Source organism: Sphaerisporangium sp. NPDC051017 (assembly GCF_040683095.1).
Lineage (GTDB): Bacteria > Actinomycetota > Actinomycetes > Streptosporangiales > Streptosporangiaceae > Sphaerisporangium.
On record NZ_JBFBCI010000057.1, the window covers coordinates 29,327 to 55,649 of the forward strand.

The window sequence follows — 26,323 nt, forward strand, 5'->3', positions numbered from 1 at the left end:
CGCTCCGGGTCACTCCGGGGCGGCCGGGCCGGCCGGGGGCACCCACCACATGTGCCCGCCCGCGATCTCCTGGTACACGTCCAGCAGGTCCTTGGACGTGATCACGCTGCGCGACTCGGCCGCGGCCCAGGTGTAGACGCCGCGCGCCATGGCGGACGTCTCCTGCCGCACCCGCAGCGTGTAGACCCGGGCCCTGATCTCGTGCACCTTGTGGTCGTGCGGGTCGGCCTGCATGGCGAACTCGGCGAGCTGGCAGGCCAGCCGCAGGTCGCCGTCCGCCGCGGCGGTGGCGGCGCGCGCCGCGAGGGCCGGGGCGCCGCCGGACAGGCCGGCCAGCGCCCGGGCGAGCACCTCGTCCCGGGCCGGCTTGAGGTGGGCCGGGTTGCCGTCGTGCCAGCCGCCGTAGAGCCGCCAGATGTTGCGCACGACGAACTCCGGCTCGTCGTAGTGAGGCTGCAGGTACGGTCGGCGGGCGAGCTCCTCCGGGGGCCGCACGGCCTGGACGATCTCGTCCAGCCGGGCCCCCGCGTTCATCAGCTCCAGCGTCTGCTCGACGAGGCTGTCCAGGTAGTCGGCGGTGTCGATGAGCGCCTGCCGCACCCGGGCCGCCCCGGCGATGGGCAGGCCGTGCCCGGGCAGGAGCACCTCGGCGTCCAGGGCCGCCATCGTGCGCAGCGCGACCGCCCACTCGTCGGGGTAGCGCTGGGCCTTCTGCGGGTTGCCGGCGTTGGGCGTGACCCAGACGAACAGGTCTCCGGTCAGCAGCACGCCGCGCTCGGGCAGGTACGCCCAGGTGGCGTCGTCGGTCTCGCCGCGCGCGTGCCGCAGCGAGAAGGTCACGTCGCCGAGCGAGACGGTGAGCCGGTCGTGGTAGGTGAGGTCGGGCTGCCGGTATGAGGTGGGCCATCTCAGGCCGGAGAAGCCGAACTGCCTCTGGTTGATCACCGTGTTGTACCCGGCGGTCCTGGCGTACCGGGCGAACCGGGCGGCGACGTCCTCGTGCGCGACCACGAGCGGGCGCGGGCCGTCGTCGCGCTCGAACGGGCGCAGGCCCGCGACATGGTCGAAGTGCCCGTGCGAGAAGATCGCGTAGCGGACTGGCTCGTCCGACCAGGCGCGCATCGCCGCGTGCATGGTGGGCGCGTCCACGAGGTTGCCCGTGTCGAACAGAGCCAGACCGCCATCGCCCCTGATGCCGTACACGTTGCCGAAGGCGGGCCACATCACCACGCCCTCGGCGACCTCCTGCACCCCCCTCGAGCGCAGGTCCCGCAGCGGCACCGCCTGCGGGCTCACCACCCCCCGCCAGACGCTGTCGGCGTGGTCGAGGATCGGTGATCTCATGCCGACAAGCCTGACCCGGGCGGCCGGGCCGCCGCAGTAGGGAGTTCCCTACATCTCCGGATCTTTGCCCATCCCGTGCCCTCCGCGGGGAATCCGCCCCACAGCTCGCCGCCCTACACCTCGCCGCGCTCGTAGGCGAGCGCCAGTTCCACGCGCGAGCGCAGCCCGGTCTTGGCGTACACCCGCGACAGGTAGACCTCCACCGTCTTGCGGCTGTAGTGCAGTTCCTCGGCGATCCGCGGGTTGGACAGCCCGTCCGCGACCAGCTCGACGACCCGGCGTTCCGCGGCGGTGAGCGCGGTGGACGGCGCCGGGGCGAGCCCGGCCTCCCGGAGCCGGTAGGCGGCCCGGTCGCGCCAGGGCGCCGCGCCCAGGTCGCCGAACATCCCGTGCGCCCGCACGAGCTGCCGCCCGTCCCCGATCACGCCGAGGGCGTACCGCGCGCGCGCCTCCTCGAACTTCAGGCCGTCGGCGCGTGCGGTCTCCAGCGCGGCCTCGGCCCGGGAGGCGTCCTTGAACACCGCGGCCGTCGCCAGCGTCCCCATCAGCCGGGCGCGCGGCGTCCCCGTGCGGGCCGACTCGGCGAGGGTGACGGCGGCCGTGCGCGCGCCGTCGTCGTCTCCCGCGACGATGAGCATGACGACCCGGACCCCGAGCGCGCGGTGGACGACGTCGGGAGGCCCGTCGCGGACGGCCTCGTCGAGTAGCCGCGCGGCCGTCGCCCGGTCGCCGAGGGCGTAGAACGCGCGTCTGGCCCTGAACATCTTCCGCAGCGACAGCTGGTAGACGCAGTTCGGCGGCGGGTCGGCCAGCAGGGGCTCGGCCGCGTCGTAGCGGCCCTGGTCGAGCAGGATGTCCAGCTCGACGTTGCGCAGCAGGGCGGCGTTCTCCCGTAGCCCGGCGTCGGCGAGGGCGACGGCGTCCACGCGCAGGTCGCGCAGCGCGTGCTCCCACTCGCCGCCGAGCCTGCGCACCACCGCCATTGTGCGCACGTGCTGGCCGGCGATGTCGCGCCAGCCGAGCCCCTTGTAGATGCGCTCGGCCTCGGAGAGCAGGCCCAGCGTACGGGTGCGCACGCCGCCGCTCGCCAGGATGTGCGCCGCCGACTCCAGCGCGGCCAGCCGCGCGCCGGGCGGCAGCGCCGCGGACGCCGACAGCAGCGTGTCCAGCGCGCGCTCGGTCGCCGCCCAGTCGCCCCTGATCATCGCGTCGCCCGCGAGCGCGCTGAGCGCGATGACGAGGTCCTCAGGCGGGCAGGTCCCCACCGTCTTCCACGCCTCGGCCACCAGCGCGCGGGAGTCGATCCCGAGCTGGGTGCCGATGACCGCGCGCTGGGCGAGCAGCGCGGTCCGGTCGTCGGCGACCGGGAGCTGCTCGGCGACGATCGACATGGCCAGCTCGTAGCGGCCCATCGCGTGCGCGGCGTTCACCATCGTGTGGGCGGTGCGGGTGTGGCGGCGTCCGGGCGTGAGCACGGCGAGCGCGGCCTGCCCGGCGCGCAGCGCCTCCACGGGGCGCGACCCCTTCCAGTACGACAGCGCCTGCCGGGCCAGCAGGACGCCGCGTTCGGCGACGGGGGCGAGTTCGGCGGCCCTGCCGTACCAGTGGCCGGCCGACAGCGGAGCGGTCCAGCGGGTCACCTCGGCGGCGCGGAGCACGGCGGGCAGCGCCTCGGCGCTCGTGCCGCCCTCGGCCAGGTGGGACGCCCACTCCAGGACGCTGCGCGTCCCGCCCAGGCCCTGCCGGTGCAGCAGGGCGGCGATGCGGGCGTGCACGCGGCGGCGCTCGGCCGGGCCGAGGTCGGCGTACAGCGCCTCGGCGACCAGGGGGTGGGCGAACTCGAAGGTGTCGTCGTCGAGCGGCAGCAGCAGCCCGTCCCTGACCAGCCCGTCGAAGGCGCGCTCGGCCTCGCCGACCTCCAGTCCGGCGATCTCGGCCAGGTCGGGCAGGTCGGCCATGCGCGCGGGCCGGGTGCGGCGCAGCGCGGCGAGCACGCGGGCCAGGCCGCGCCCGCCGCGGTCGCGCTGGAACAGGCGGCCGAGGATCGCGCCCCTGCGCGGGCCGGGGTAGGCGGACTGCACCGCGCCGCCGTGCACGAGCGTCAGCACGGCCTCGCGGACGAACCACGGGTTGCCCCGGCTCACGTCGTGGACGTGCCGGACGATGGCGTCGCTCGGCGTGCGCCCGAGCAGGCCGGTGACCAGCGCGGCGACCTCGCCGAACGACAGCGGGCTGAGCCCGGCCACGATGTCGGCGTCCATCGCCGGGAGCCGCCGCGCCGTCCCGGCCACCGCGAGCCCGTACACGCGGCGGGGGAGCAGGGACAGCGCGCCGAGGGTGTCGGGGTCGGCCAGGTGCAGGTCGTCGATGGCGAGCAGGGTGCGGCCCGGGAGCCGCCGCAGCAGGTTGGCCGTGCGCACGGCGGGCGCGCCGCCGAGGACGCCGAGCGCGGCCTGGTCGATGGCCTCCACCAGCTCGGTGTACGGCTCGCGCGTGGCCGGGTCGTCGCGCAGCGGGCCGAGCGCCTCGGTGAGGGAGGCGTACGCGAGGCCGCTGCCGAAGTCGCGCGCCTGCCCGTGAAGCACGCGGTACCCCATGGACCTGGCCATCTCCTCGGTCTCGGCCAGCAGGTGCGTCTTGCCGATGCCGGCCTCGCCGTGGAGGAGCAGGGTGACGGGCGGGTCGAGGAGCGCGGTCTCGAACCGGCGCAGGATCGCGGCGCGGTCGGTGCCTTCTAAGTGTTCGGTCACCCCTCACCGCCCCGGGCCGCCGTTCGTGGCACCGCGCGGGGGACGGCGGGCGCGGCGGGGAGGGTTCGGCGGGGGGTGTCATCGGTATGTGGGGGTGGGGTCATCGTCTCACTTCTCGGCGCGGCGATTTGTCTGGGTATTCGCGCTCCACCGCGTCGTGGATGTTGAGAAAGTGATGTTTCAGTGCCTATGGCCTCGCTCCGCTCGGCGGTTCGGGGCGCCCCTTTGGGCGGCGTCCGGGGAGGATGCGCAGTGGGCGGGCTCGGGCGAGGCCGAGTCACGTCCCCAGGGGCCGGTGGCGGCGTGCGCGAGCCGGGTGGACAGGCGCGTGACCCGCAGGCAGGCGACCACGAGCAGGAGGGCGAACAGGACGAGCGCGCCCGCGGCGCCGGGGCCGGGCTGGTGCGCGGCCTGGCCGGGGAGGTTCAGCGAGGTCTCGGCGGCCGTGAGGGCCAGGGTCTTGGCGTCGCTGACGGGCGTCTTCCCGGCGGCCTCGCCCCGCATCGCGATCTTCACCTTGTCTGGGTAGCCGTAGCCGACGACGTAGCTCTGGTCGCGGGTCTTCTCCCTGACGTGCCCGCCGTCGACGTTGCCCTCGATCGTGTGGATGGTGCCGTCGTCGTCGGCCGAGATCACCATGCCGACGTGGTCGATGCCGTCCACGGTGCCCGAGCTGCTCCAGTCGTAGAACACGACCGCGCCGGGTTCGGGGTGGTGCCCCCAGGCGTCGTGGTCGACGAACCACCGGGCGTGGTTCGGGGTGAAGGCGAACTGGCCGAACCACTTCTCGTAGCCGAGCTTGTGCGCCGCCCACGACAGGAGCATGTCGCACCAGGGCTGGGCCGAGTAGTCCGAGTCGAACTCGACCGTCTTGCCGTACCAGTCTCCGTATTTCGTGTACCCGCCTCCCCGCTCGCCGTAGCCGAGCTGGGACTTCAGCAGGTCGATCATGTTCTGCAGTTCAGACGACATGGAAGCGAGGGACCTTCCGCTTGTTCCCGTGGCGCTGGGGCACGCCAGGTCTTCGGTGAGGCAGGACCTTAGTCAGGGAAAGCGCAGGTCAAAAGCGTGCCAAGGAGGACTGACCCGCCCCCCTGGCGGCGGACGCCGGGTGCGGGATCGCCTGCGGGGCCGGGGTTTCCGGTCCCGTGACGGCCCTCGGCGGGCCATTCCTCGAATCGGAATCCTTTACCCAAAGATGACTAAAACGGTCAGATTAGAAGATCGTTCGGTCCGGCGGCCTGGAATCGGCGGCATGGTGCCCGATCTCGCGCAGCCCCCAGGAGTCCGGCGACGAGACCCGGCTCGCCGTCCTCGCCCAGCAGGTCCGCGACCTGGTGGACGCGGTCGTCCTGACCGACGTGCCCGAGAAGGAGCTCACGGCGGTGACCGCCGACCTCGTGGCGCTCACCGAGCGGCTGGAGGAGTCCCGCCGCGCCGCCGCGCGCTGACCCCTGCGCCCGCCCAGGGTTCCGCCTGCCCCGCGTCAGGACCGGGGGCTCGGCGTGGGCGAGGCCAGGGAGGCGTGCGCCGGCATGTGCAGTTGCTGCACCAGCCAGGGCAGCGCCTGCGGCACCTCGCGGCTCCAGGTGTTGAAGTTGTGGCCCCCGCTCGGCAGGATCAGCGAGGACGCCTGCATCGGCGGCTTCACGGCCTGCAGGAACGCCAGCGTGGACTGGTAGTTCGACTCGCCCTGCCTGCTGCTGGTCACCAGCACCGAGATCGGCGGGTGGGGCAGATGCGCCAGGCGCCACATCATGTCGTTCTCGTTCCGGAGCTTGCGGCTGCCGCCGAACAGGTCGCCGGTCGTGGCGTCGATCGGCGGCTTGAGGTAGCCGGACAGGGAGACTGCGGCGGAGTACGCCTCCGGGTGCCGCATGGCCACCTTCAGCGCGCAGTAACCGCCGGTGGAGGCGCCGAGGATGCCCCAGTTCGCGGCGTCGGTCCCCACCCGGAAGCCGCTCGCCATCGCCTCCCTGAGATCCTTGGTGAAGTACGTCTCGACCTGCGGGCCCTCCGGAACGTCCACGCACTCGGTGTCGCGGGGCGGCGCCACGGTCGGGCGCATCAGGACCATGATCGCGGGCATCATCTCGCGCCGGTCGATGGCCTTGGCGGCGACGATCGGCATGTTCATGCGGGTCACCAGGTTGCGCGCGTCGCCCGGGTAGCCGGTCAATGCGACGATCACCGGGAAGCGGGTGTCGGCGTAGCGCTCCTCGAAGTACTGCGGCGGCAGGTAGACGTACGCCGGGGAGCTCAGCCGCGAGGTGGCCCCCGAGATGACGACCTGCTGGAGCCTGCCCCCGGCGTCGCCGTTCCTGCCGGAGATCAGCGGGACGCGGGTGGTGGAGATGACCTGGACGCCGCTGGTGACCTCCGCGGGGGGCGGGACGCCCGCGCCCTGGTCGGCGACGATGGGCGCCGACTGCGGGGTGTCGGTGCCCAGCAAATCCGCCCAACTGCCGTAAAAGCCGAAGTAGTTGTTAAGGGCGAGCCCGAGCGTGGCCAGGGTGAGGATCTGGTTCAGGAGGAGCACCCCCACCCGTCCGAGAATGGATGGAATCGTGCGCGCGCTCAGCCGCGGCCATATCCACCACACCGTCGTGACGAGCCCCGCTACGGCCAGCGAGGCCACCAGAAGCTCCAGCTTTATTGCGGTGAGTCCCAATGTTGCTTCCCCCGGTCTTGGTCTCACTCCATGGCGTCTTTTATGGTAGTGCCAGTAAAAGCGACTCAAGCGATAGAGGGCCAGGGTAACGATGTATCACTTCTCGGACGCCCGAATCACGGATCGCACCCTCTAGTGTGTCCTGTTGTGAAGGACCGGACACGCCTTTCGCGTTTCGCGGCATCGCGTTCCTGGGTGCCCGCCGCGGCGGGGTACGCCGCGCTCGCCATCGGCATAATCGACATCATTCGCGGAGTGTTCCCGCATTTCCGGCGAAGCCGGGTGAGCGTGATCGCCGGCCTGCTGCCGGGCACGGTCACGACGTTGGCCGCCGCCGCGTCGCTGCTGGTCGGCGTCCTGCTCGTTATGCTGGCCCACGCGCTGCGCCGCCGCAAGGTGCGGGCGTGGCGCGCGGTGATCGTCCTGCTCCCGCTGGGCGCCGTGGTCGAGGCCCTGCGCTGGAGGCACTCCGCCCACGCGGTCGTCGGCCTGCTGCTGTTCGCCGTGCTCCTGGTCAACCGGCGTGAGTTCCACGCCCTGTCCGACCCGCGGTCGCGCTGGCGGGCCCTGTGGAACTTCCTGGCGCTCGCCGCCCTCGACCTCGGCATCGGCTGGATGATCGTCAGCGTGCACCCGGCGACGATCGTCGGTGACCCGTCCCCGGGCGAGCGCCTCCGGCACGTCCTGCTCGGCCTGTTCGGCATGGAGGGCCCGGTCCAGTACTCCCTCGACCGCACCGCCGACCTGGTGTACTTCTCGCTGGCCGGGCTCGGCGCGCTCACCGCGATCACCACGCTCTACCTGGCCTTGCGTCCCGAGCGGCCGGTGGCCGCGCTGAGCGCCGAGGACGAGCGCCGCGTCCGCGCCCTTCTCGACCGGCACGGCGCCAAGGACTCGCTCGGCTACTTCGCGCTGCGGCGCGACAAGAGCGCCATGTTCTCGCCGTCCGGCAAGGCCGTGATCGCCTACCGCGTGGTCGCCGGGGTGGCCCTGGCCAGCGGCGATCCGATCGGCGACGTCGAGGCGTGGCCGGGCGCCATCAAGCGGTTCATGGAGGAGGTCAGGCGGCACGCCTGGGTGCCCGCGGTGATCGGCTGCAGCGAGACCGGCGGCGAGGTCTGGGCGCGCGAGGCGGGGCTGTGCGCGCTGGAGATCGGCGACGAGGCCGTCGTCGAGGTCGGCGGCTTCACGCTGGAGGGCCGGGCCATGCGCAACGTCCGCCAGATGGTCAACCGCACCGAGCGGGCGGGCTACAAGTGCGTGGTACGGCGCGTCCGCGACCTGGGCGAGGACGAGAAGGAGCAGATCCGCGCCGCCGCCGACTTCTGGCGCGGCGCCGAGACCGAACGCGGCTTCTCGATGGCGCTCGGCCGCTTCGGCGACGCGTCCGACGGCGACTGCGTCGTGGTCACGGCGCACAAGTCCGGCGAGGACGGCCGTGGCCTGCCCGGCGGCGACATCCGCGCGGTCCTGCACTTCGTCCCCTGGGGGGCGGGCGGCATCTCGCTGGACCTCATGCGCCGCGACCGCGATGCCGACCCGGGCCTGAACGAGTTGCTGATCGTCAAGACGTTGCAGGCGGCGCCGCTGCTCGGCGTCACCCGGGTCTCGCTGAACTTCGCCATGTTCCGCTCGGCGCTGGCGCGCGGGGAGCGGCTCGGGGCGGGGCCGGTACTGCGGGCCTGGCGCGGCGTCCTGGTGTTCCTGTCGCGCTGGTTCCAGATCGAGTCGCTGTACAAGTTCAACGCCAAGTTCAGGCCCTTCTGGGAGCCGCGGTTCCTGCTGTACCCGACGGCGCGCGACCTGCCGCGCATCGGCATCTCGGCGTTGCAGGCCGAGGCGTTCCTGGCCGCCGGCGTGCCGAAGCCGTCCTGGCCGAGGCGGCGGCGCAGGCCGGGCTCCACGCCCTCGGGCACCGCACCGCCGCCGGGCCCGGTTCCGATCTCCCCGTGAGCCTTCCGATGGCTTATGCCCCGCTTAGTACGTGCGGCCTACTATCTCACTGCTAATCGCGGGAGAACGAGAGAGTTCGTCCACTGATCCCTCCGTACGGAGGCTTTTCTGGGCGCTCGTCGGGTATGGGTGTCGCATGTCCGGATGGGCGTGAAAAACGGGGCTGAGTGTGATTTATCGCACTCGATAGCGGTCGCCCAGCGTGACCGCATGGAATCTTTCGGCTCGGCTCGCAAGTCAGGGCCATTCCGGTCATCGGTGCACCCCTTTTCCCGCCGTTCCCGTAACGCCCCGCAATTACCCCATTCTGGTGATCTTGCCCTACGATGAACGTCACATTAAATCCATGCAAGTCGCCCAAGACGCGGCCGCCTTCGCCGCCGGAGAAGGCGGCCGCTCGCGTTTTCCGAGGAGCCGACGATGAGGCACGTCCGGATCGCCGGGTTCGCGGGGCTGGGGACGACCGGCGGGGCCGTGGCCGTCATGGCGGCGATCGCGCTGCTCGGTCCCTCGACGGCGGTGCCCGATCTCGGCGGCGGCGCCCCGCCGTGGTCCTTCCACGCCGCGCCCGGCGGCGGGACGGTCATCGTGCTCGGCTGGCTCGCGGTCATCATGGGCGCGGCCGGCGTCGGCGTCGCCCTGTACGCGCTGCGCCGGGGGTGGCGCCCGCCGATCGGCGGGCTGCTCGGCGGCGTGGTCGCCGCCGTCGCCCTCCTCGCCGTCGTGCCGCCCGCCGGGTCCACCGACGTACTGAACTACGCGATCTACGGACGGATCGCCGCCCTCGGCCACGACCCCTACGTCACCACGCCCGCCTGGCTGCACGAGATCGGCGACCCGGTCGGCCGGATGGCCCCCCTGGCCTGGCGCGACACCCCGTCGGTGTACGGGCCGCTCGCCACCTGGGCGCAGTTCGCCTGCGCCCGGCTGGGCGGCGCGTCCATGGCGGGCATCGTGTTCACGCTCAAGCTGGCCACCGCGCTGGCGTTCCTGCTATCGGCGCTCGTCCTGGACCGGCTGGCCCGGGCGGACCGCGAGCGGCGGATCCGCGTCCATCTGCTGTGGAGCCTCAACCCGCTGATGCTCTGGCACGTCGTCCTCGGCGGCCACGTCGACGGGCTCGGCGTCGCGCTCCTGCTCGCCGCGCTGCTCGCGCTGCGGCGGGGAGGTGTGGCGGCGGGCCTGCTCGCGGGCGCGCTGCTCGGCGCGGCGGCCGCGGTCAAGGCGCCGTTCATCCTGGCGGGCGCCGGCCTGGCGTGGGCGGCGCGCCGGTCGTGGGCCACCCTGACGGCCCTGGTCATGGGCGTGTCCGCGGCGCTGGTCGGCGCGTACGCCACGCAGGGGCCCGAGGCGATCGACAACCTGGCGGGCAAGCTCGGGGCCCGGTCCATGGCCGACCCCTGGCGGCTGGTCGTCGAGTTCCTGGCCCCCGGGACGACGGGTCCGGGAGCGCCGGACTCCCCGCTGGAGGGACGCCTGGCGCTCGGCGCGGCCCTGCTGATCGCCCTGCTGTTGTTCTGGCGGCTCCCCGAGGGGCCGGCGGACGTCGCCTCCGCGCGCCCCGCGCTGGCGTTGTGCCTGGGCTGGCTGCTTACCTCCCCCGTGCAGCACCCGTGGTACGACGCCATGCTCTTCCCGCTGCTGGCACTGATGCCGGCCGGCCGCCTCGACGGGCCGGTACTGGCCCGCGGGGTGGTCACGAGCCTGATCTACCTGCCCGGCGCCGTGGGGTTGTCGCGGATCCCGGGCCCGCAGGCCCAGTGGATCGCCGAGGTCTACCGGCCCTGGGCGGCACCGCTGGCCGAGGACCTTCTCATCGTCGCCGTGGTCGCGCTGGGACTGGCCGGCGCGCTGCGGGCCCGCCCGCTCAGGCGATGAGCCGGGCGGTGTACAGGCGCTCGTCCAGCGCGGCCACGCTGCGGGTGCGGCTCCACGGGCTGAGCTTCTCCCGGGTCTCCACGACCGACCGCGCCAACCGGGGCGAGGTGTTGCGCTCGGCCAGTCGCGCGGCCTCCCCGAGCTCCTCGCACGCCTGCTCGATGTCGCGCAGGTCGAGGTGGGCCTGCGCGGTCTTCAGGCGGATGTAGGCGACGTTGCGGACGAAGGTCGGGTCGATGCCCGCCGTCGCGTCCGCCGCGACCTCCAGGGCCCGCGCCGGGTCGCCGGTGTCCAGCAGGCAGCCGGTCTTGGTCGACAGGTACTGCCCCTGGCCGTAGAACGGGACGAGCCGCGCGCCCGGGTCGCCCTCGTCGGCTCCGTGCAGCTCGCGTTCGGCCTGGTCGACCGACCGGAAGCAGCGGGAGTGGTCCTTGCGGCGCTCGGTCTTGGGTGACCGCCTGACCACCGCGGCGTACGCCCGGGCGCCGACGTCGCAGGCGTAGGCGGTCAGCATCTTGCTGCCCGCGCGGCGTCCCCAGGCCAGCGCCCCGAGCGCGTGCTCGACGCCGAGGCGCGGGTCGCCCCGCCAGGTGGCGAGCTGGCTCCAGTTGGCCAGCACCATGCCGCACATCGCGTCGTCGTCGGCCTGGTGGGCCGCGTCGCGCGCCTGCGCGTAGTAGTAGTCGGCTCCCCGGAAGTCGTTGAGGTTGAACAGCATCCAGCCGGTGCAGCGCCGGATGTCGGCCAGCAGCGACAGCACCCGGCCGCGCATGTGTGCCGACATCCCGGCCGACAGCAGCGAGAGGACCAGGTTCTGCTGGGCCAGGACGGTCGCCACGGTGGCCTGCGGGCCGAGCACGTCCTCCTGGCGCATGCAGTGGCGCAGGACCGCCTCGATGTGGCCGATCGTCGTGTCGTCCACGCGGCTCGGATCGGTGATCGCCATCCTGAGGCGCTGCGACTCCTCGGCGTCGAGCCGGTCCAGGAGCGGCGAGGCGTAGGCGGAGGTGGCGGCCGCCCCGATCAGGGCGAGAACGTCACGTCGATTCATCTGCGATGCCCAATCCGTGAAGGCGTGGACGAGCTGCTCGAACTCCCGGTCACGCTGGTCGCCCGGTGAGGCCGGCCCAGGGAGTGGTTGAGTCGGCAGGATGTCCTTTATGTCGCTGAAAGTGAGGGTAAGGGTGCCCGGCGTGGTCGGGATATCCCGCCTGCGGGGCACATTCGCGTTCTGGTCGGAGCCGGTGTGGTCCTCGCCGTCGACGAGGTCGCACGCCCGGCACCCGTAGATGCGGGCCAGCCGGTTGAGCCCGGCCACCGGGGGTTCGTTGCCGGTGAGACCGGGCCACGCCTCCCACGAGCCGAGCTTGCGCACGCTGAACGGCTCGGAGGGCCACAGCTCCTTCCACTGCTCGACCACGCGCTCCTGGGTGAGGCGGTGAGCCTCGCGGAACGCCTGCCGGGCGTTGAGCCGGTAGCGCCGCCGGTACTCCTCCGCGACCTCGACCCAGGTCGAGCCCCGTTCGCGAAGTTCGGCGGTGAAGCGGTCCATCTCCACTTTGAGACTGCGTGGCTTACGTGGCATCGCGTACCCTCCGACCCCCGTGGATGCGTATCGCCGACACCGAGAGTAGCCAAAGGCTTGATTCCGCTACGCAGGGTTGTCAGGAATCGGCGACCCGGCCGCCGGTTTCTGCCACCGGAAGCCGCGCTCCCGCCGGATCAGGGGTTCCCGGCTACAGACGCACCCCGTCTGACCGCCTGTTGACGCCCCCGCCGCTCACCGGAAGGTAAAGGTCCGTCCCCGTCGCCCGGCTCCGCCTGGATCCGTGCGCGGGGCCCGTCACGAAGCCGATGTACCGCGACGCGCGAAAGGACAGGGACATTCGTGATGACCGGCATCCCGACCTGCCCCCGCGAGGCCCGCTGGGAACTGCCCGCAGACCCGAGCGTCACGGCGAAGTGCCGCGCGCTGGTCCGCGAGACGCTCGAGGAGTGGGACCTGCGCGACCTGACCGACGACATGGTGGTCGTCGTCACCGAGTTACTGGGCAACGCGCTGATCCACGGCGCGCCGCCGATCCACCTGACGCTGCGGCTCGTCTCAGGCACCCTCGCCGGCTCGGTCGCCGACCACGGACCCGGACGGCCGAGGCTGATCGCCGCCGGAGCGGAGCTCGAACACGGGCGCGGCCTGCGCATCGTGGCCGCGCTCACCGACCGCTGGGGGATCGAGGCCCTGCCCGGGGGAGTGGGCAAGGCCATCTGGTTCGCCCGCGCAGAGCCGCTGCGGGAACCGGGACTGCCACCGCCCGCCGAGGCCGACGCGCCGCCCGGCCCGGGGCGTCAGAGGGATGAGTACAGCACGAAGACGTTGCCGGACGGGTCGCGCAGCACGGCCCTGACCTCGTGCGGTCCGGTCTCGGGGCCGCTGACGAGCTCGGCCCCGGCCGTCGTCAGGTCCTCCACGGCCGCCGCGACGTCGCCGACCTTGTAGGACGGCGACGTGACCGCGCCCGCGACCTGCTCGGCCGAGGCGGCCAGCGCGACGGTCACCCCGCCGCCGTCCAGCGCGGCGAAGCGGTCGCCGTCCCGGAACTTCACCGTCAGGCCCAGCGTCTCCGAGTAGAAGGCGACCGCCTTGTCCAGATCGCTGACGGGGATCAGAACGTTGCCGACCTTCTGGGCATGCGCGCTCACGCTGGCCTCCACTGGGGGTAGCTCCTCTGCCTCGAAGCTACCGGACAAGACGGCTCGCACGGCACCCCGCTAGGGGCTCTCCGGGGATCCCCGGACGGGCGCGCCCTCACCGCGACGGGAAGGCGCGCCTCGCGCGGCTCACCGGATGACGGGCGGCCTCGGGGTGTCCTCCGGCTTGGGGCTCTCGGGCTGCGGGTCCTTCGGCTCGTCGGTGGTCGGGTCGGAGGGCTCGGGCGTCGGTTCGGCGCACGGCGCGCCCCGTCCCGACCAGCGGGCGGAGTCGCTCGCCGTGCCGAGGTCGGAGCCGACGCTCACCGTGACCCGCCGTACGTCGCTGTAGCCGCACTCCGGGGTGCTGAAGCGGACCGTGAACGTCCGCTCGTACACCGTGTCGCCGGACAGCCGCGCCTGACGGCTGGAGGTGCGGGTCACCGTGCGTTCGCCCACGTCCAGCGTCTGGGTGAACTGGGCCGACAGGCTGACCGGGTCGGGCGTCGCGTTCCTCACCCTCACCGTCAGCGTGCCGCCGTCGAAGGACGTGATCGCGACCGACGGCGGGGCGCACTTGGGCCCGGCGAACCGGACCTCCTTGGTCTGCGCGCCGTTCGCGGCGGCCGGTTGCGTCGTCACCCGCACGCCGAAGTAGGCGGTCGTGCCACAGGAGACCTCGCCGAGGTCGCCCGCCAGCGAGAGGCCGTAGGACGTGTCGCCGGACAGCGTGCGGCTCGCCTGGTCCACGACCTGCGCCGAGCCGTCGCCCTCTCTGCGCGTGAACTCCGCCGCGAGGCGCACGGCCCCGGGCCCGCTCGCGCGCACGGAGACCCGCGCGGTGCGGCCGTTCCACTCGACGGCGAGGTTGTCGACGGTCGGCGGCGGGCACGGCTCGCCCTTCACCGAGACGACCTTGCTCGCCGTCCCGTCCTTCGCCTTGGGCGTGGTCGACACGCTGACCTGGCGGTAGACGGTGACGCCGCAGGCCGGCGGCGCGAACCCGGCGTCGATCGGCCGCGTGTAGGACGTCGCGCCGGCGAGCGTGAGCGTACGCGTCCCGGCCGGGGTCAGGTCGGAGGCCGACGGGCCCTCGGCGAAGCGTGCGGTCAGGGTGACGTTCTGCGGCGTGGACGTCCGTACCCGCACCGAGGCCGTGCGCCCGTCGAAGGAGACGCTCAGGTCGCTCACCGACAGGGGAGTGGGCGTCGGGGTGGGGGTCGGCGTCGGCTTGGGCGTTGGGGTCGGGGTGGGGGACGGCTTGTGGGAGGTGCCGGGCGTCGGGGTGGCCTTCCCCGTGGCCGTCGGCTGGGGAGGACTCGGACGGCCGTCCGAGGTCGAGGGCGGGGTGGCCGGCTCCTGGGAGTCCGGCGACAGCGCGACCGCCGGATCGGACCCGGAGTCGGCGGGCGAGGGCGACGCGGGGTCGGCCGTGCCCTCGCCGACGGCGGCCTTCACCGTCGGCGAGGTCAGGGCGACGTCCCGAATGGTCGTGTTGTTGCGGTTGGCGGCGAGCACGGCGATCACCACGCCGACGGCGAGGATGCCGGTGCCGACCAGCACGCGGGAGAGGTGGCGCAGCCGCGCGCGCCGTGGCCGGCGCAGCACCGACTCGGCCAGGCTGGAGCCCGCCTGCGCGGGCGGCTCGGCGAGGGGGAACAGCAGCGCGAGCAGCGCCGCCAGCTCGGCCAGGTGGCGGCGGCCGCGCTGCTCCCACTCGGGCCCGTACGCGGCGACGGCGGCGGCCTCCAGCTCGCCGATGAACGCCTGAGCGGTCGCGGGACGGTCGGCGGGGTTCTTGGCCATGCCGCGGGCCACCAGCGACCGGACCGAACCCGGCACGGCGTCCACGGGGATCGGAGCCGTCTGGTGCTGATGCCGCAGGGCCGCCACGTTCTCGGCGCGGTAGGGACGGCGGCCGGTCAGGCACTCGAAGAACACGCAGGTCGCGGCGTAGACGTCGGTCGCGGGGCTCGCCGGCGCGCCGTTCCACTGCTCGGGCGCCATGTAGGACGGGGTACCAGACGGGCTGCCCGACTGCCCGGCCGGCGTGGCGATGCCGAAGTCGGCCAGCCTGCTGAAGCCGTCGGCCTGGACCAGGACGTTCTCGGGCTTGTAGTCGCGGTGCACGATGCCGTGCGCGTGCGTGGCCGAAAGCCCGGCCAGCGAGCCCTTGAGCACGACCAGCGCGGCCTCGGGGCTCGTGGACCCGTGCTCGTGGAGGATCCTGCGCAGGGCCACCCCGTCGACCAGCTCCATGACGATGGCCGCCCCGAGCGGGCTCTCGACGTACTCGTAGAAGCGCACGATGTTCGGGTCGTCGATCTCGACCATCGTGCGGGCCTCTTCGCGGAACGCGGCCAGGAAGCGCGGGTCGCCCCTCAGCTCGTCGCTCAGATATTTGATCGCCACGTGGGCGCCGGTCTGGTTGTAGGTGGCCAGCACGACCCGGCCGCTCCCGCCGGAGCCGAGGGTGCGTTCTTCCCTGTATCCCGGAACGGACCAGGCATCCATCGTTGTCCCCTCAGAGGTGAAGATGCTCCCGTCTCCCCAGACGAAGGTCTCACCCGATACGCGAAATGTCACGGGATTGGTAGATCGTCACGGTGACGATTTGATTACGCCAGGTAGGGGCGCCCCGAACAGTGCCTATTGCCGCGCCTCCGGCACGGCGGTCCGGGGCGCCCCGGAGGCGGTGTTCTTTCGTTGTCACTCGGAAGGGGCTCGTTCCTCACCCCTTCCTCCCTCCTCCTCCAGAACACCGCCGCGCCCCGAACGAGTCAGTCCAGGCAGTCGTACGCGGCGGAGGCGAGGCGGTAGGCGCGTAGGACGCCTGGGCCGGCGGTCGTCATCCTGTTCATCGTGTACGCCATGGCGAGGCCGTGGCGGGGGTCGCCGAGGCCCAGGGACCCGCCGAGCCCGGTGTGGCCGAACGCCGTGTCGGCGCCCCGGCGCGGGGTGAGGAAGTTCGTCGACGGGCGCATGTAGCCGAGCCCGAACGAACTGTCGATGATCATCACGCGGTCGGGCCCGTTCACGCGTCGGCGTACCGCGTCCCGCAGGGTGTCGTGCTTGAGGATCTCGCCCGCGATCAGGTCGCGGTAGAACGCGGCCAGGCCGCGGGCCGTGGTGACCAGCCCCATCGCCGGCCATCCGGTCCGCAGGATCACCGGGTGGTTGCCCCCGCCCTTCAGCTTGTTCGGGTTGGGGTTGCCGAGCGCGCGGTTCATCAGGCTCGTCTTGTCCAGCGCAGCCCTGGCCAGCCGCTCCAGCGGGGTTCCCTCCCCCTGCGGCGGGGGCGTGGTCGTCCCGCCCTTGGAGCCGAGCCGCTCGCCCGCCGACATGCGGGCGGTACGCGCGGCGACGGCGTCCGGGGCGCCGAGCCACAGGTCGAGCCCGCGCGGGCCGGCGATCTCGTCGGCGACGAACTCCCTGGTGCTCCTGCCCGTGACCCGGCGGACGACCTCCCCGGCCAGGAAGCCGTAGGTGAGCGCGTGGTAGCCGTGCGCGGTGCCCGGCGTCCAGATCGGGGCCTGAGCGGCGAGGCGGGCGGCGATGGCGGGGTGGTCCTCGAACTCCTCGATCGGGACCTCCTCGTCGAGGGCGGGGAGCCCGGACTGGTGGCTGAGCACATGCTCGACCGTGACGTCCCGCTTGCCGTGGACCGCGAACTCCGGCCACACCTCGGCGACCGGCGCGGTGACGTCGACCAGCCCGCGTTCGGCGAGCATGAGCAGCGCGGTGGCGGTGACGGCCTTGGTGCACGAGTAGGTGAGCACCGGGGTGTCACGCTCCCAGGCGCGCCCGGTGTGGCGGTCGGCCACGCCGCCCCACAGGTCGACGACCGGCTCGCCGCCGAGGTACACGGCGAACGCCGCGCCGAGTTCCTCGCCCCGGGCGAAGCTCGCGTCGAACACCTCGCGCACCCGGGCGAACCGGGGATCGCAGTGACCCTGAGCCGTCATGCGCGTCCTCTCCTCGGGGAAGCCCTGCCGCTCGTCGAGCCTAACAACCGGCCGCGAGGCCGCCCAGACGATCAGTTGCGCACTTGGCCCGGCTCGGCGGACACGGCGGCGACACTCGGCCGGTCGGCGGACGTGGCGGCGGCACTCCGTGGTCGTGGCGGCGGTGCTTGGCCGGTCAGCGGACGCGGCGGCGACCGACGACGAGCAGGACCTCGCGCAGCGCGTCGGCCGCCCGCCGCACGACGTCCTCGGGGACCGCGGCCATGACGTCGGAGTGGGCCCGGCTGGACGCCGCGAGGGCGGTGGCGGTCACCTGCCGTCCCTCGTCGGTGAGCCGCACCCACCGGCTGCGGCCGTCCTCGGCGTCGGCCTCCCGCTCGACGTAGCCCGCGCGGGTGAGTCGTTGCAGCACGTTGCTGGTGCCGCCGGAGGTCAGGAACAGGGCGCGGGCGAGTTCGCTGGGCTTGAGCCGGTGGGGCGGGCCCGCGCGGTGCAGCGCGGCGAGCACGTCGAACTCGGCGTAGGTCAGGCCGAGGCCGGCCATTTCGGCGCGCGTGGCCTGCTCCAGCAGCCCGTCAATGCGCGAGACCCGCTTGCCGAGCTCCAGGACGGCCACCAGGGACGAGGGAAGCTCGGCCTCCCAGGCGGGGACCAGGGCGTCGACCTCGTCCCGCGCGTCGTGTCCTTCATGCTGCACCCGAAAAGGGTACCTTCACCCATATTGCTTTCTCAAAAGCTTTTGGCTAAGTTTTCTGCCATGTCTACGTCGCTTTTGATCCGTAATGGGCTTCTCATCGACACAGATCCCACTCCGGTCGTCCGGAGCGGTGACATCCTCGTCGAGGACGGCCTGATCGCCGCCGTGGAACCCTCGCTGCCGGACGTACCCGGCGCGGAGGTGATCGACGCTATGGACCGCATCGTCATGCCCGGATTCGTCGACACCCACCGGCACACCTGGCAGGCGGCGATCCGGTCGGTGGCCCCGGACGTCACCCTCGGCGGCTACCTCGGCCGCGTGCTCGGCGAGCTGGCGCCTCGGTACCGCCCCGAGGACGTCCACATCGGCAACCTGGCCGGGGCGCTGGAGTGCCTGGACTCCGGGATCACGACCGTGTTCGACTGGTCGCACATCCAGCTCAGCCCGGCGCACACCGACGCCGTGGCCGACGCCTTGAAGCGGTCCGGCATCCGCGCGGTGCTCGGCTACTGCTATGGCGGCGACGGCGGGCCCGCCGGGCTCGCCGCCGAGGGCCGCCGCGTCCACAGGGAGTACGCGGACGGTGCCGGCGGCCTGCTGACGATGGCCGTCGCCGCGCTCGGCCCCGAGATCGTCAGCGAGGAGCTGGCCCTGCACGAGTGGCGGCTCGCTCGCGACCTCGACCTGCCGCTGTCGGCGCACATGGGCGCGCACGACGCCGAGAGCGCCGAGCGGGGCCTCGACTTCCTCGTCAGGAACGACCTGCTCGGCCCGTGCACGATGTACGTCCACCCGAACTTCTACACCGACGACGCGCTCAGGCGGATCGCGGACAGCGGCGGCTTGGCTTCGGTGACGCCGTTCGTGGAGGCCGAGCTCGGCATCGGCTATCCCGCGACCGGCCGCGCCCGCGCCGCGGGACTGCCGACCGGGCTCGGCGCGGACACCGTGGGCAGTGGCCCGGGCGACATGTTCGGCATCATGCGCGCGGCGTACACGCTGGAACGCGCACGGCCCGGTGGGGCGGGCATGGGCTTCACCTGCGCGGACGTGCTGCGCATGGCCACGATCGAGGGCGCGCGGGTGGCCGGTCTCGGGGACGTCACCGGGTCGCTCGCCGTCGGCAAGCAGGCCGACCTGATCCTGCTGCGCACGGACACGCTGGGGCTGGCCCCCGCGCACGATCCCGTCGCCTCGGTGGTGATGTCGGCGGAGCGCGGCTCGGTCGACACCGTCCTGGTGGGCGGGCGCGTGGTGAAGAGGGACGGCGCGCTGTGCGGCCATGACCTGCCCGCGCTCATCGCGGCCCTCACCGAGTCCGCCGGGCACATCACCGCCGCGGGGTCGTGAGCGGGGACGGGACGGGCGCGGCGTCGCTCAGGTACCGAGGATGCGGGCGGACTCCGACTCCTGGGCCAGCCTCCTGAGCACGTCGAACGCCTTCCCGTACAGGACCGTCCCGATCACCAGCGACTCCACGGCGGTCTCGCGCGGGCCGTGGAACGGGATCAGCGCCATGTCGTACTCGGAGACCAGCCGCATCGTCACGTCGGCGTAGTCGTGCAGGTGCTCGTCGGTGGCGGGCATGCCGAGCTGGTCGAGCCGGACGAGGATCTCCGCCAGCTCGTCGCGCGTGGGCGCGTCGGACTTCACGTGCCAGCCGAGGCCGGCGACCAGCGCCTCGACGCGTTCGCGCGCCCTGGCGTGGCCGGCGTCGCCGGGGGAGGGCTCCGCGGGGGCGGCGAGGGCGTAGTGCGCGGTGCCCAGCATCGTGTGGACGGGCATGTCCTCGTCCTCGACCGCGGCGATGATCTTGGCGATCGTGGCGACGGGCACGCGGCCGACCTCCAGCAGCGCCCGGATCAGCCTGAGCCTGCGCAGGTGGCCCTCACCGTACTCCGCCCGGGTGGCGGCCGTCTGCTCTCCCTGGGGAAGCAGCCCTTCACGCAGGTAGTACTTGATCGTGGGGATCGGCACACCCGACGCGGCGCTGAGCTGGGATATCCGCATGAGGCGATCGTACCTCGCTCTGGATACCGTGACTATCCAATGCGGCCGGTGTGTCCGGACGGCTGGGGCGCCCGGCCTCTGTGGCCGGTGCGCGATGTCCCCCGTGTCCCCTGTGTCCCCCGTGCCCCCTGTGTCGTGCGAAGCCCCCTATTACTCCCCGGGGTGCGGCGGTGCCTATGTCCGGGGGACGAGCCCCACGCCCACCAGCGCGCCCGGCCGCGAGGGGTCGACCGACACCTCGAAGTCCGGCCGCCACGCCTGTACGTACGTGAGGCCCGGTTCCACCATGTCCAGGCCGGTGAAGTACTCGGCGATCGTGTCGTGGTCGCGCAGCTTGAGCGTCCCCCGCGTGCGCGTGTAGATCTCCTCGGCCTGCGCCACGGCGTCCGCCGCGACCCTCCCCTTGTACCCGTGCGACAGGACCAGCGCCCCCCCGGGCGCCATCGCTCCCCGCAGGTAGGACACGATGCTCGCGGCCTCGTCATCGTCGTCGACGAAGTGCACGATCGCGCACAGGATCACCGCGAAGGGCTTGTCCAGGTCGAGGTGGCCGCGCACGCGCGGGTGCTCCAGGATCGCCTTGGGGTCGCGCAGGTCACCCTCGACCACGATGGTGCGCGAGCTGTCGGCCAGCAGGGCGCGGGCGTGCACGAGCACGATGGGGTCGTTGTCCACGTAGACGACGCGCGCGTCGGGCGCGGCGGCGATGGCGACCTCGTGGACGTTCTCCTGGGTGGGAAGCCCGGTGCCGATGTCGATGAACTGGGTGATTCCGGACTCGGCGAGGAGTCGTACGGCCTTCTTCAGGAAGCCCCGGTTGTCGCGGGCGAAATCCCTGGCGTTCGGGAACAGCTTGATGATCTTTTCCGCGGCTTCGCGGTCCGACGCGAAGTTGTCCTTTCCTCCGAGGTAGTAGTCGTACATGCGGGCCACGCTGGGGGTCCGGGGATCGATCCCGGGTAACGTCTTTTCGCCTTCGGTCATACGCGCCCTCGCCCTCGCCGGGAATCACGCCGTGTGATCAATGCTCTACCGCCGAATATAGACGAAAAACCAGATCATGTTGATCATGTGACGGTTTTTCGTCAAAAACTCACAACACGGTCACAGGCGACGGCCACGCAGTGTGGCCAAAAGGTGAACAACAGAGAAACAGGAGGAAAACCATCACGACCGTTCGACGGGGCCGCGCATCGGCCGGCTCAGGTCGCCGGAAGGTTCTTCAGCGCCTCCCGCCGGCTCAGGCCGTTCAGCCCCTTGTGCTCGACGTACCGGACGACCTCGCGCGGGTCGGTCTTGGCGTACTCGCGCAGCGCCCAGCCGATCGCCTTGCGGGCGAAGAAGTCGGTGTCGGACAGGCTCGGCTCGATGCAGGCGTATAAGAGGCCGAGGTCGGTGCGCTCCTTGAAGGAGTTCTGGCAGAGGATCGCGGTGCGCCGCTTCCACAGGTCGGCGCCCGCCGCCCACTCCAGCATCAGCGGGCGCATCGTGTCGGGGTACGCGCGCAGCAGCCCGCCGACGCGGTGGGTGGCCAGGTCGTCGACGTAGTCCCACCAGGCCCCGGTGACGATCATCTCCTCGTACATCGGCACGGTGTAGAGCGTCTGGAAGCCCTTGTAGTAGCGGAACGCGCACAGCTCGATCGCGGCGTAGCGCTCCTCGCGGTACTCGGCGTCGCGCCACAGCGCCAGCACCGCCCTGCGCCACTCGGGCGCGGTCTCCAGGCGGTGCTCGGCGAACACGCGCCTCAGCGCGGCCCGCCTCGGCGTGGCCTGCGCGCCGAGGAACGGCATGGCCGACTTCATGTACGCCTGCATGGCGGGTGCCTTGGCCGGGTCGGCGACTTCGGCGAGGGCCAGCCGCACGGCCTTGTGGAGCGGGGTCATGCTTTGTGGCTGGTCCGTTCGCCCGTGGCGAGGCCGTCGAACAGGACGGTGATGAAGTGCTCGGCCAGCGCGTTGGTGTTGAGCCGCCCGCCGGGACGGAACCAGCGCACGGCGACCCAGATCGTGTCGCGGATCATGCGGTAGGTGAGCTTGACGTCGACGTCGGGGCGGAACAGGCCCTCGGACTGGCCACGCTTGATCTGGCTGATCCACATGCGCTCGGCCTCGTCCTCGGCCTTGATGAGGTAGTCGAAGCGGTCGCCGGGCAGGGAGCGCAGGTAGTTCCAGTCGTTCTGCATGACCGTGATGGCGGCGCGGTGGGGCTCCAGCGTGCCGAAGCCGATGCGCACCATCTCCGACAGGACGGCACGGGCGTCGCCGTCGGTCGCCAGGGCCGCGCGGTAGCGCGCGATAAGGTCTCGGAGGAACGTCGACAGGACCTCGTCGACGATCGTCTCCTTGGAGTCGAAGTGGTGATAGAGGCTTCCCGAGAGGATGCCGGCCTCGTCGGCGATCTGGCGCACGGTGGTGGCCTGGAAGCCCTTGCGGGCGAAGAGTTCGGCGGCGATTTTCACCAGGTGGTCGCGGCGGTCGGAGGCGGAGCCCGAAGCGGCCGCCCGGCGTGTGGCGGTGCCCTGGCGCTTGGCCGCGGAGCCGCCACGGGGAACCGCGCCCGTGGGGGTCGCGGCGACCGCGGACGCGCCGCCGGAGTTCTTTCGGGTGTTCACGTCCTCCATTATGGGCCTCCGTGCAATCGCTTGTTCGCCTAACGAGGACGGCGAGTCGGCTGCTCACCGCGCGTTCGCGCGCGCACCAAGCGCTTGCTACGAACACGGCCGCGCCGGGCCGCCGTGAAGCCGGAGGACGGGAAGGACGACCCCCCGCATGACCCCTCGCACGGCCCTTCGTGACACGGAGGCCTACGTCATCGGCGCCGTGCGCACCCCCGTCGGCCAGGAGGGCGGCGGGCTCGCCCGGGCCCATCCCGCGGACCTCGGCGCCCACGTGATCCGGGCACTGCTCGATCGTACCGGCGCCGATCCCGGGGCCGTGGACGAGGTCGTCTTCGGCTGCGTGGACGCGGTCGGGCCGCAGGCGGGGAACGTCGCGCGCACGTGCTGGCTGGCCGCCGGGCTGCCCGGCGAGGTGCCCGGCGTGACCGTGGACCGGCAGGGCGGGTCCTCACAGCAGGCCGTCCATTTCGCCGCGCACGCGGTGTGGAGCGGGAACGCCGGGCTGGTCGTCGCCGGCGGGGTGCAGAGCGCGAGCATGGTGCCGTCCGCCAAGGCGGCGGCCGCGGCGAAGGCACTCGGGTTCGCCACGCCGGTCGCGGGCTCCCGCGGCTGGCAGGCGCGGTACGGGGGGCGGGAGCCCTCGCCGCTGCGCGGGGCGGAGGCGATCGCCAAGAAGTGGGACATCTCCCGCGAGCGGATGGAGGAGTTCGCGGTCGCGTCCCACCGGCGCGCCGTCCGGGCCACCGGCGAGTGGCGGTTCGAGCGCGAGGTCGTCCCCGTGGCCGGGCTGCTCGCCGACGAGGGACCGCGCGACGTCACCCCGGGCGAACTCGCCGCCCTGGAGCCGCTCGCCGAGGGCGGCAGGCTGACCGCCGGGCTGTCCGCGCACGCCGCCGACGGCGCCGCCGTCCTGCTGATCGCCTCGGAGCGGGCCGTGCGGGAACACCGGCTGAGCCCGCGCGCCCGGATCCACCACACCTCGGCGCGCGGCTCCGGCCCCGGGACGCCGTCCGCCGTCGCCGCCACCGCGCGGGCCCTGAACCTGACGGGCATGGCGATCGACCAGTTCGACGTCGTGGAGGTCGACGAGGCGTTCGCCTGCGTGCCGCCGGCCTGGATCCGCGAGACGGGCGCCGACCCGGAGCGGGTCAACCCCAACGGCGGCGCCCTCGCCTTCGGGCATCCCGCGGGCGCGGCGGGCGCGCGGCTGATGACCTCGCTGCTGCACGAGCTCGAACGCACCGGCGGGCGCTATGGCCTGCAGGTCATGGGAGAGGGCGGCCAGGCCGGCGTGACGGTCGTCGAACGCCTCTGACCGCGTTTCCCGGGGTCTGTTGTAAGCCCGCTCCGCGGGGGCCGGGCGGGCGGCGCGGGGAGGGGTGGTTACGGTCTGCTCCGAATATGGGAGCGTTCTCAAATACCGAGATGCAATGGTCGCGGGGTATGGAATACAGGAAACTTTCCTATTAGATTGTCGAAATGCCCGAGACGGCGGCCGTGGGAGAGTCCTCTCCCGGGCGTCGAGCCCCGTACTGTCCTGCGAGCTTCCGGCGCGAGCCGCCGACGTTGCCGCCAGGCGAGGAGTGTGAATGAAGCGCAGCCCTGAATTACTGCGTCTGGCCGATTCGGTCCTCCTCCCCGGGTTCGAAGGACGAACACCCCCCGACTGGCTCCGCCGCCGCCTCGGCGAAGGGCTGTCCGGAGTGGTGCTCTTCTCCAGGAACGTCGGAACGCCGTCCGAGCTGGCCGAGCTCACCGCGGCCCTGCGCGCCGAACGCCCCGAGGCCGTCATCGGCATCGACGAGGAGACCGGGGACGTCACCCGGCTGGAGGCGCACACCGGCAGCTCCCGGCCTGGCAACTACGCCCTCGGCGTAGTGGACGACGTCGCGCTCACCGAGCGGATCGCCCACGGCATCGGCGTGGACCTCGCCGCGCTGGGGATCAACGTCGACTTCGCGCCCGCCGCCGACGTCAACTCCAACCCGGGCAACCCCGTCATCGGCCTTCGGTCCTTCGGCGCCGACCCCGGCCTCGTGGCCCGGCACACCGCCGCCTGGGTCCGGGGACTCCAGGCGGCGGGCGTGGCCGCGTGCGCCAAGCACTTCCCCGGCCACGGCGACACGGCCGTCGACTCCCACCACGGGCTGCCGTCGGTCACCGCCTCGGCCCGTCAGCTCCACGAGGTGGAGCTGGCGCCCTTCCGCGCGGCCATCGCCGAGGGCGTCCGCATGATCATGACGGGTCACCTGCTCGTCGCCGCGTACGACCCCGAACTGCCCGCCACGCTGAGCCGGCGCATCCTCACCGGCCTGCTCAGGGACGAGATGGGCTTCGAGGGGGTGACCGTCACCGACGCCGTGGAGATGGCGGCGATCGCCGAGCGGTACGGCATCGGCGGCGGTAGCGTGCGCGCGGTCGCGGCGGGGGCGGATCTGATCTGCGTCGGCGGCGAGAGCGCCGACGAGGCGGTCGTCGTGACGATCCGCGAGGCGATCGCCGACGCGGTCGCCGAGGGGGTGCTGCCGGAGGAGCGGCTCGTGGAGGCAGCCCGCCGGGTCGGCGCGCTCACCGCCTGGACCGGCGCGTTCTCCGTGCCCGCGGCGAGCGCTCCGGGCGACGGGCGGGGGACCGCGATCCTGACCGTGGGCGGCGAAGCGAACGGGGCCGCGGCGGGCGGGCACGTGCCGGTCGGGCTCGACGCGGCGCGCCGGGCCATCCGGATCGCCGGCCGCGACCCTGCCGGGGTGCTGCCGCTGGCCGCCGCGCCGCACGTGGTCGAGCTGGCGCCACGCATGAACCTCGCCATCGACAAGAACATGCCCTGGGGCGTCGGCGAGCCGCTCGGCAAGCTCCTTCCCGGCACCACGGTGACCCGCGTGGGCGAGGAGGAGGCGCGGGCGGCGGTGGACGAGGTCCTGAGCGGCACGGCCGCCGAGCGTCCGCTGGTCGTGGTCGTCCGCGACGCGCACCGTCACGCCTGGCAGACCGACGCGATCGTCCGCCTGCTGGCCGCGCGGCCCGACGCGGTCGTGGTGGAGATGGGCCTGCCGGGGCGCACCGACCTCGGGGCCGTCCACATCGCCACGCACGGCGCCGCCCGTGTCTGCGGTCAGGCCGCAGCCGAGGTCCTCACCGGACTGCCCACCGTCGCGCCCTGACGCCGGACGCCCGCCGATGTTCCCGTTCCGGTGGCCCCGATGGGGGGCCGCCGTGCCGGTTGGCGATAATCCCAGAAGTCCCAACATATATCGCCATTTCCAGGGAAAACTTCGGTGATCACGGAAAAGGATCGGTGATTGACTTTCTCCCCACGCCTAGCGGGGGAGTCCGACCTTCACAGGTTGGGGTTCCTGCTTCCCAGGCGACTGCACCCGGGCGGACCCGGAGTGTCTGACGTCACCTCCACAGGCGGACACGGCAAGACCTGCCGCCAGGATGTTCTTCGCCGCGTTGACGTCCCTGTCGTGCAGGGTGCGGCAGGCCGGGCACGTCCAGCGCCGGGTGGACAGGCTCAGCTCGGCGAGCAGATGCCCGCACGCGCTGCACGTCTTGGAGCTGGGGTACCAGCGGTCGATCACGATCAGGTGGCGGCCGTGCTTGGCCGCCTTGTACTCCGGCATGCGGCGGAAGGTGCCCCATCCGGAGTCGGAGATCGCTTTGTCCAGGTTCCGGTTACGCACCATGTTCTTGACCGCGAGGTCTTCGATCACGATCACGTCGTGGTCGAAGACCAGCCGCGTG

General features: G+C 72.5%; 19 protein-coding genes and 1 pseudogene. 6 read left to right on the plus strand and 14 right to left on the minus strand.

The genetic code is table 11. From position 1 onward, the window contains the following. Positions 1 to 9: 9 nt before the first annotated feature. The 4 genes from AB0M95_RS32475 to AB0M95_RS32490 all read right to left on the minus strand — a co-directional run bounded on the left by AB0M95_RS32475 (position 10) and on the right by AB0M95_RS32490 (position 6,765). Complete coding sequence (locus AB0M95_RS32475; RefSeq protein WP_363772889.1) at positions 10 to 1,344, minus strand: alkyl sulfatase dimerization domain-containing protein; 1,335 nt, start codon at positions 1,342 to 1,344, stop codon at positions 10 to 12. A gap of 113 nt (positions 1,345 to 1,457) precedes the next feature. Next, positions 1,458 to 4,094, minus strand: a complete 2,637-nt coding sequence (locus AB0M95_RS32480; protein ID WP_363772892.1) for a LuxR C-terminal-related transcriptional regulator — start codon at positions 4,092 to 4,094, stop codon at positions 1,458 to 1,460. A 180-nt stretch (positions 4,095 to 4,274) separates the two neighbouring features. Further along, on the minus strand, positions 4,275 to 5,066 hold the full coding sequence (locus AB0M95_RS32485) for a CHAP domain-containing protein (protein WP_363772895.1): 792 nt from the start codon (positions 5,064 to 5,066) through the stop codon (positions 4,275 to 4,277). A gap of 514 nt (positions 5,067 to 5,580) precedes the next feature. Continuing rightward, positions 5,581 to 6,765 (minus strand): alpha/beta hydrolase-fold protein, encoded by a 1,185-nt coding sequence (locus AB0M95_RS32490; RefSeq protein ID WP_363772898.1) that lies wholly within the window; start codon positions 6,763 to 6,765, stop codon positions 5,581 to 5,583. A 195-nt stretch (positions 6,766 to 6,960) separates the two neighbouring features. On the opposite strand from AB0M95_RS32490, the gene AB0M95_RS32495 reads away from it, so the two are divergent. Together AB0M95_RS32495 and mptB are read left to right on the plus strand one after the other, a co-directional pair. Continuing rightward, entirely contained in the window at positions 6,961 to 8,718 is a 1,758-nt protein-coding gene (locus AB0M95_RS32495) for a phosphatidylglycerol lysyltransferase domain-containing protein (RefSeq protein ID WP_363772901.1), read from the plus strand. A gap of 420 nt (positions 8,719 to 9,138) precedes the next feature. After that, the gene (gene mptB, locus AB0M95_RS32500) at positions 9,139 to 10,596 is read left to right on the plus strand and encodes a polyprenol phosphomannose-dependent alpha 1,6 mannosyltransferase MptB (protein ID WP_363772904.1); all 1,458 of its coding nucleotides are present in this window, start codon (positions 9,139 to 9,141) and stop codon (positions 10,594 to 10,596) included. Here mptB and AB0M95_RS32505 read toward each other — a convergent pair. After that, positions 10,586 to 12,181, minus strand: a complete 1,596-nt coding sequence (locus AB0M95_RS32505; protein ID WP_363772907.1) for a hypothetical protein — start codon at positions 12,179 to 12,181, stop codon at positions 10,586 to 10,588. The two genes, mptB and AB0M95_RS32505, sit on opposite strands and share 11 nt — an antisense overlap. A gap of 306 nt (positions 12,182 to 12,487) precedes the next feature. Here AB0M95_RS32505 and AB0M95_RS32510 point away from each other — a divergent pair. Next, positions 12,488 to 12,850 (plus strand): annotated as a pseudogene (locus tag AB0M95_RS32510) (ATP-binding protein); the annotation flags it as partial. Positions 12,851 to 12,942: 92 nt separating this feature from the next. On the opposite strand, the gene AB0M95_RS32515 reads toward AB0M95_RS32510, so the two are convergent. The 4 genes from AB0M95_RS32515 to AB0M95_RS32530 form a co-directional block, all read right to left on the minus strand. Continuing rightward, the gene (locus tag AB0M95_RS32515) at positions 12,943 to 13,296 is read right to left on the minus strand and encodes a VOC family protein (protein WP_363772910.1); all 354 of its coding nucleotides are present in this window, start codon (positions 13,294 to 13,296) and stop codon (positions 12,943 to 12,945) included. A gap of 138 nt (positions 13,297 to 13,434) precedes the next feature. Further along, positions 13,435 to 15,798: a protein kinase gene (locus AB0M95_RS32520; RefSeq protein ID WP_363772913.1), complete on the minus strand. Its 2,364-nt coding sequence runs from the start codon at positions 15,796 to 15,798 to the stop codon at positions 13,435 to 13,437. A 266-nt stretch (positions 15,799 to 16,064) separates the two neighbouring features. Then, a complete protein-coding gene (locus AB0M95_RS32525; protein WP_363772916.1) occupies positions 16,065 to 17,249 on the minus strand; it encodes a serine hydrolase domain-containing protein in 1,185 nt (394 codons plus the stop codon). 175 nt (positions 17,250 to 17,424) lie between these two features. Continuing rightward, entirely contained in the window at positions 17,425 to 17,946 is a 522-nt protein-coding gene (locus AB0M95_RS32530; protein ID WP_363772919.1) for a MarR family transcriptional regulator, read from the minus strand. Positions 17,947 to 18,006: 60 nt separating this feature from the next. Here AB0M95_RS32530 and AB0M95_RS32535 point away from each other — a divergent pair, with 60 nt between their 5' ends. Then, positions 18,007 to 19,299 (plus strand): amidohydrolase family protein, encoded by a 1,293-nt coding sequence (locus AB0M95_RS32535; RefSeq protein WP_363772922.1) that lies wholly within the window; start codon positions 18,007 to 18,009, stop codon positions 19,297 to 19,299. A 27-nt stretch (positions 19,300 to 19,326) separates the two neighbouring features. Here AB0M95_RS32535 and AB0M95_RS32540 read toward each other — a convergent pair whose 3' ends face one another. The 4 genes from AB0M95_RS32540 to AB0M95_RS32555 form a co-directional block, all read right to left on the minus strand. Further along, entirely contained in the window at positions 19,327 to 19,959 is a 633-nt protein-coding gene (locus AB0M95_RS32540; RefSeq protein WP_363772925.1) for a MerR family transcriptional regulator, read from the minus strand. Between the two features lie 174 nt (positions 19,960 to 20,133). Beyond that, on the minus strand, positions 20,134 to 20,943 hold the full coding sequence (locus AB0M95_RS32545; protein ID WP_363772928.1) for an SAM-dependent methyltransferase: 810 nt from the start codon (positions 20,941 to 20,943) through the stop codon (positions 20,134 to 20,136). Between the two features lie 218 nt (positions 20,944 to 21,161). Beyond that, positions 21,162 to 21,845 carry a DNA alkylation repair protein gene (locus AB0M95_RS32550; RefSeq protein WP_363772931.1) on the minus strand — a complete coding sequence of 228 codons (684 nt, stop codon included), beginning with the start codon at positions 21,843 to 21,845 and terminating at the stop codon, positions 21,162 to 21,164. Further along, entirely contained in the window at positions 21,842 to 22,573 is a 732-nt protein-coding gene (locus AB0M95_RS32555) for a TetR/AcrR family transcriptional regulator (protein ID WP_363772934.1), read from the minus strand. The genes AB0M95_RS32550 and AB0M95_RS32555 overlap by 4 nt, the downstream gene beginning before the upstream one ends. Positions 22,574 to 22,730: 157 nt before the next feature. On the opposite strand from AB0M95_RS32555, the gene AB0M95_RS32560 reads away from it, so the two are divergent. After that, the gene (locus AB0M95_RS32560) at positions 22,731 to 23,894 is read left to right on the plus strand and encodes an acetyl-CoA C-acyltransferase (protein WP_363772936.1); all 1,164 of its coding nucleotides are present in this window, start codon (positions 22,731 to 22,733) and stop codon (positions 23,892 to 23,894) included. A gap of 274 nt (positions 23,895 to 24,168) precedes the next feature. Then, positions 24,169 to 25,740, plus strand: a complete 1,572-nt coding sequence (locus tag AB0M95_RS32565) for a glycoside hydrolase family 3 protein (RefSeq protein ID WP_363772939.1) — start codon at positions 24,169 to 24,171, stop codon at positions 25,738 to 25,740. 156 nt (positions 25,741 to 25,896) lie between these two features. On the opposite strand, the gene AB0M95_RS32570 is transcribed toward AB0M95_RS32565, so the two are convergent. Then, on the minus strand, positions 25,897 to 26,323 hold a 427-nt coding region (locus AB0M95_RS32570; RefSeq protein WP_363772942.1), incomplete at its 5' end, for an RNA-guided endonuclease TnpB family protein.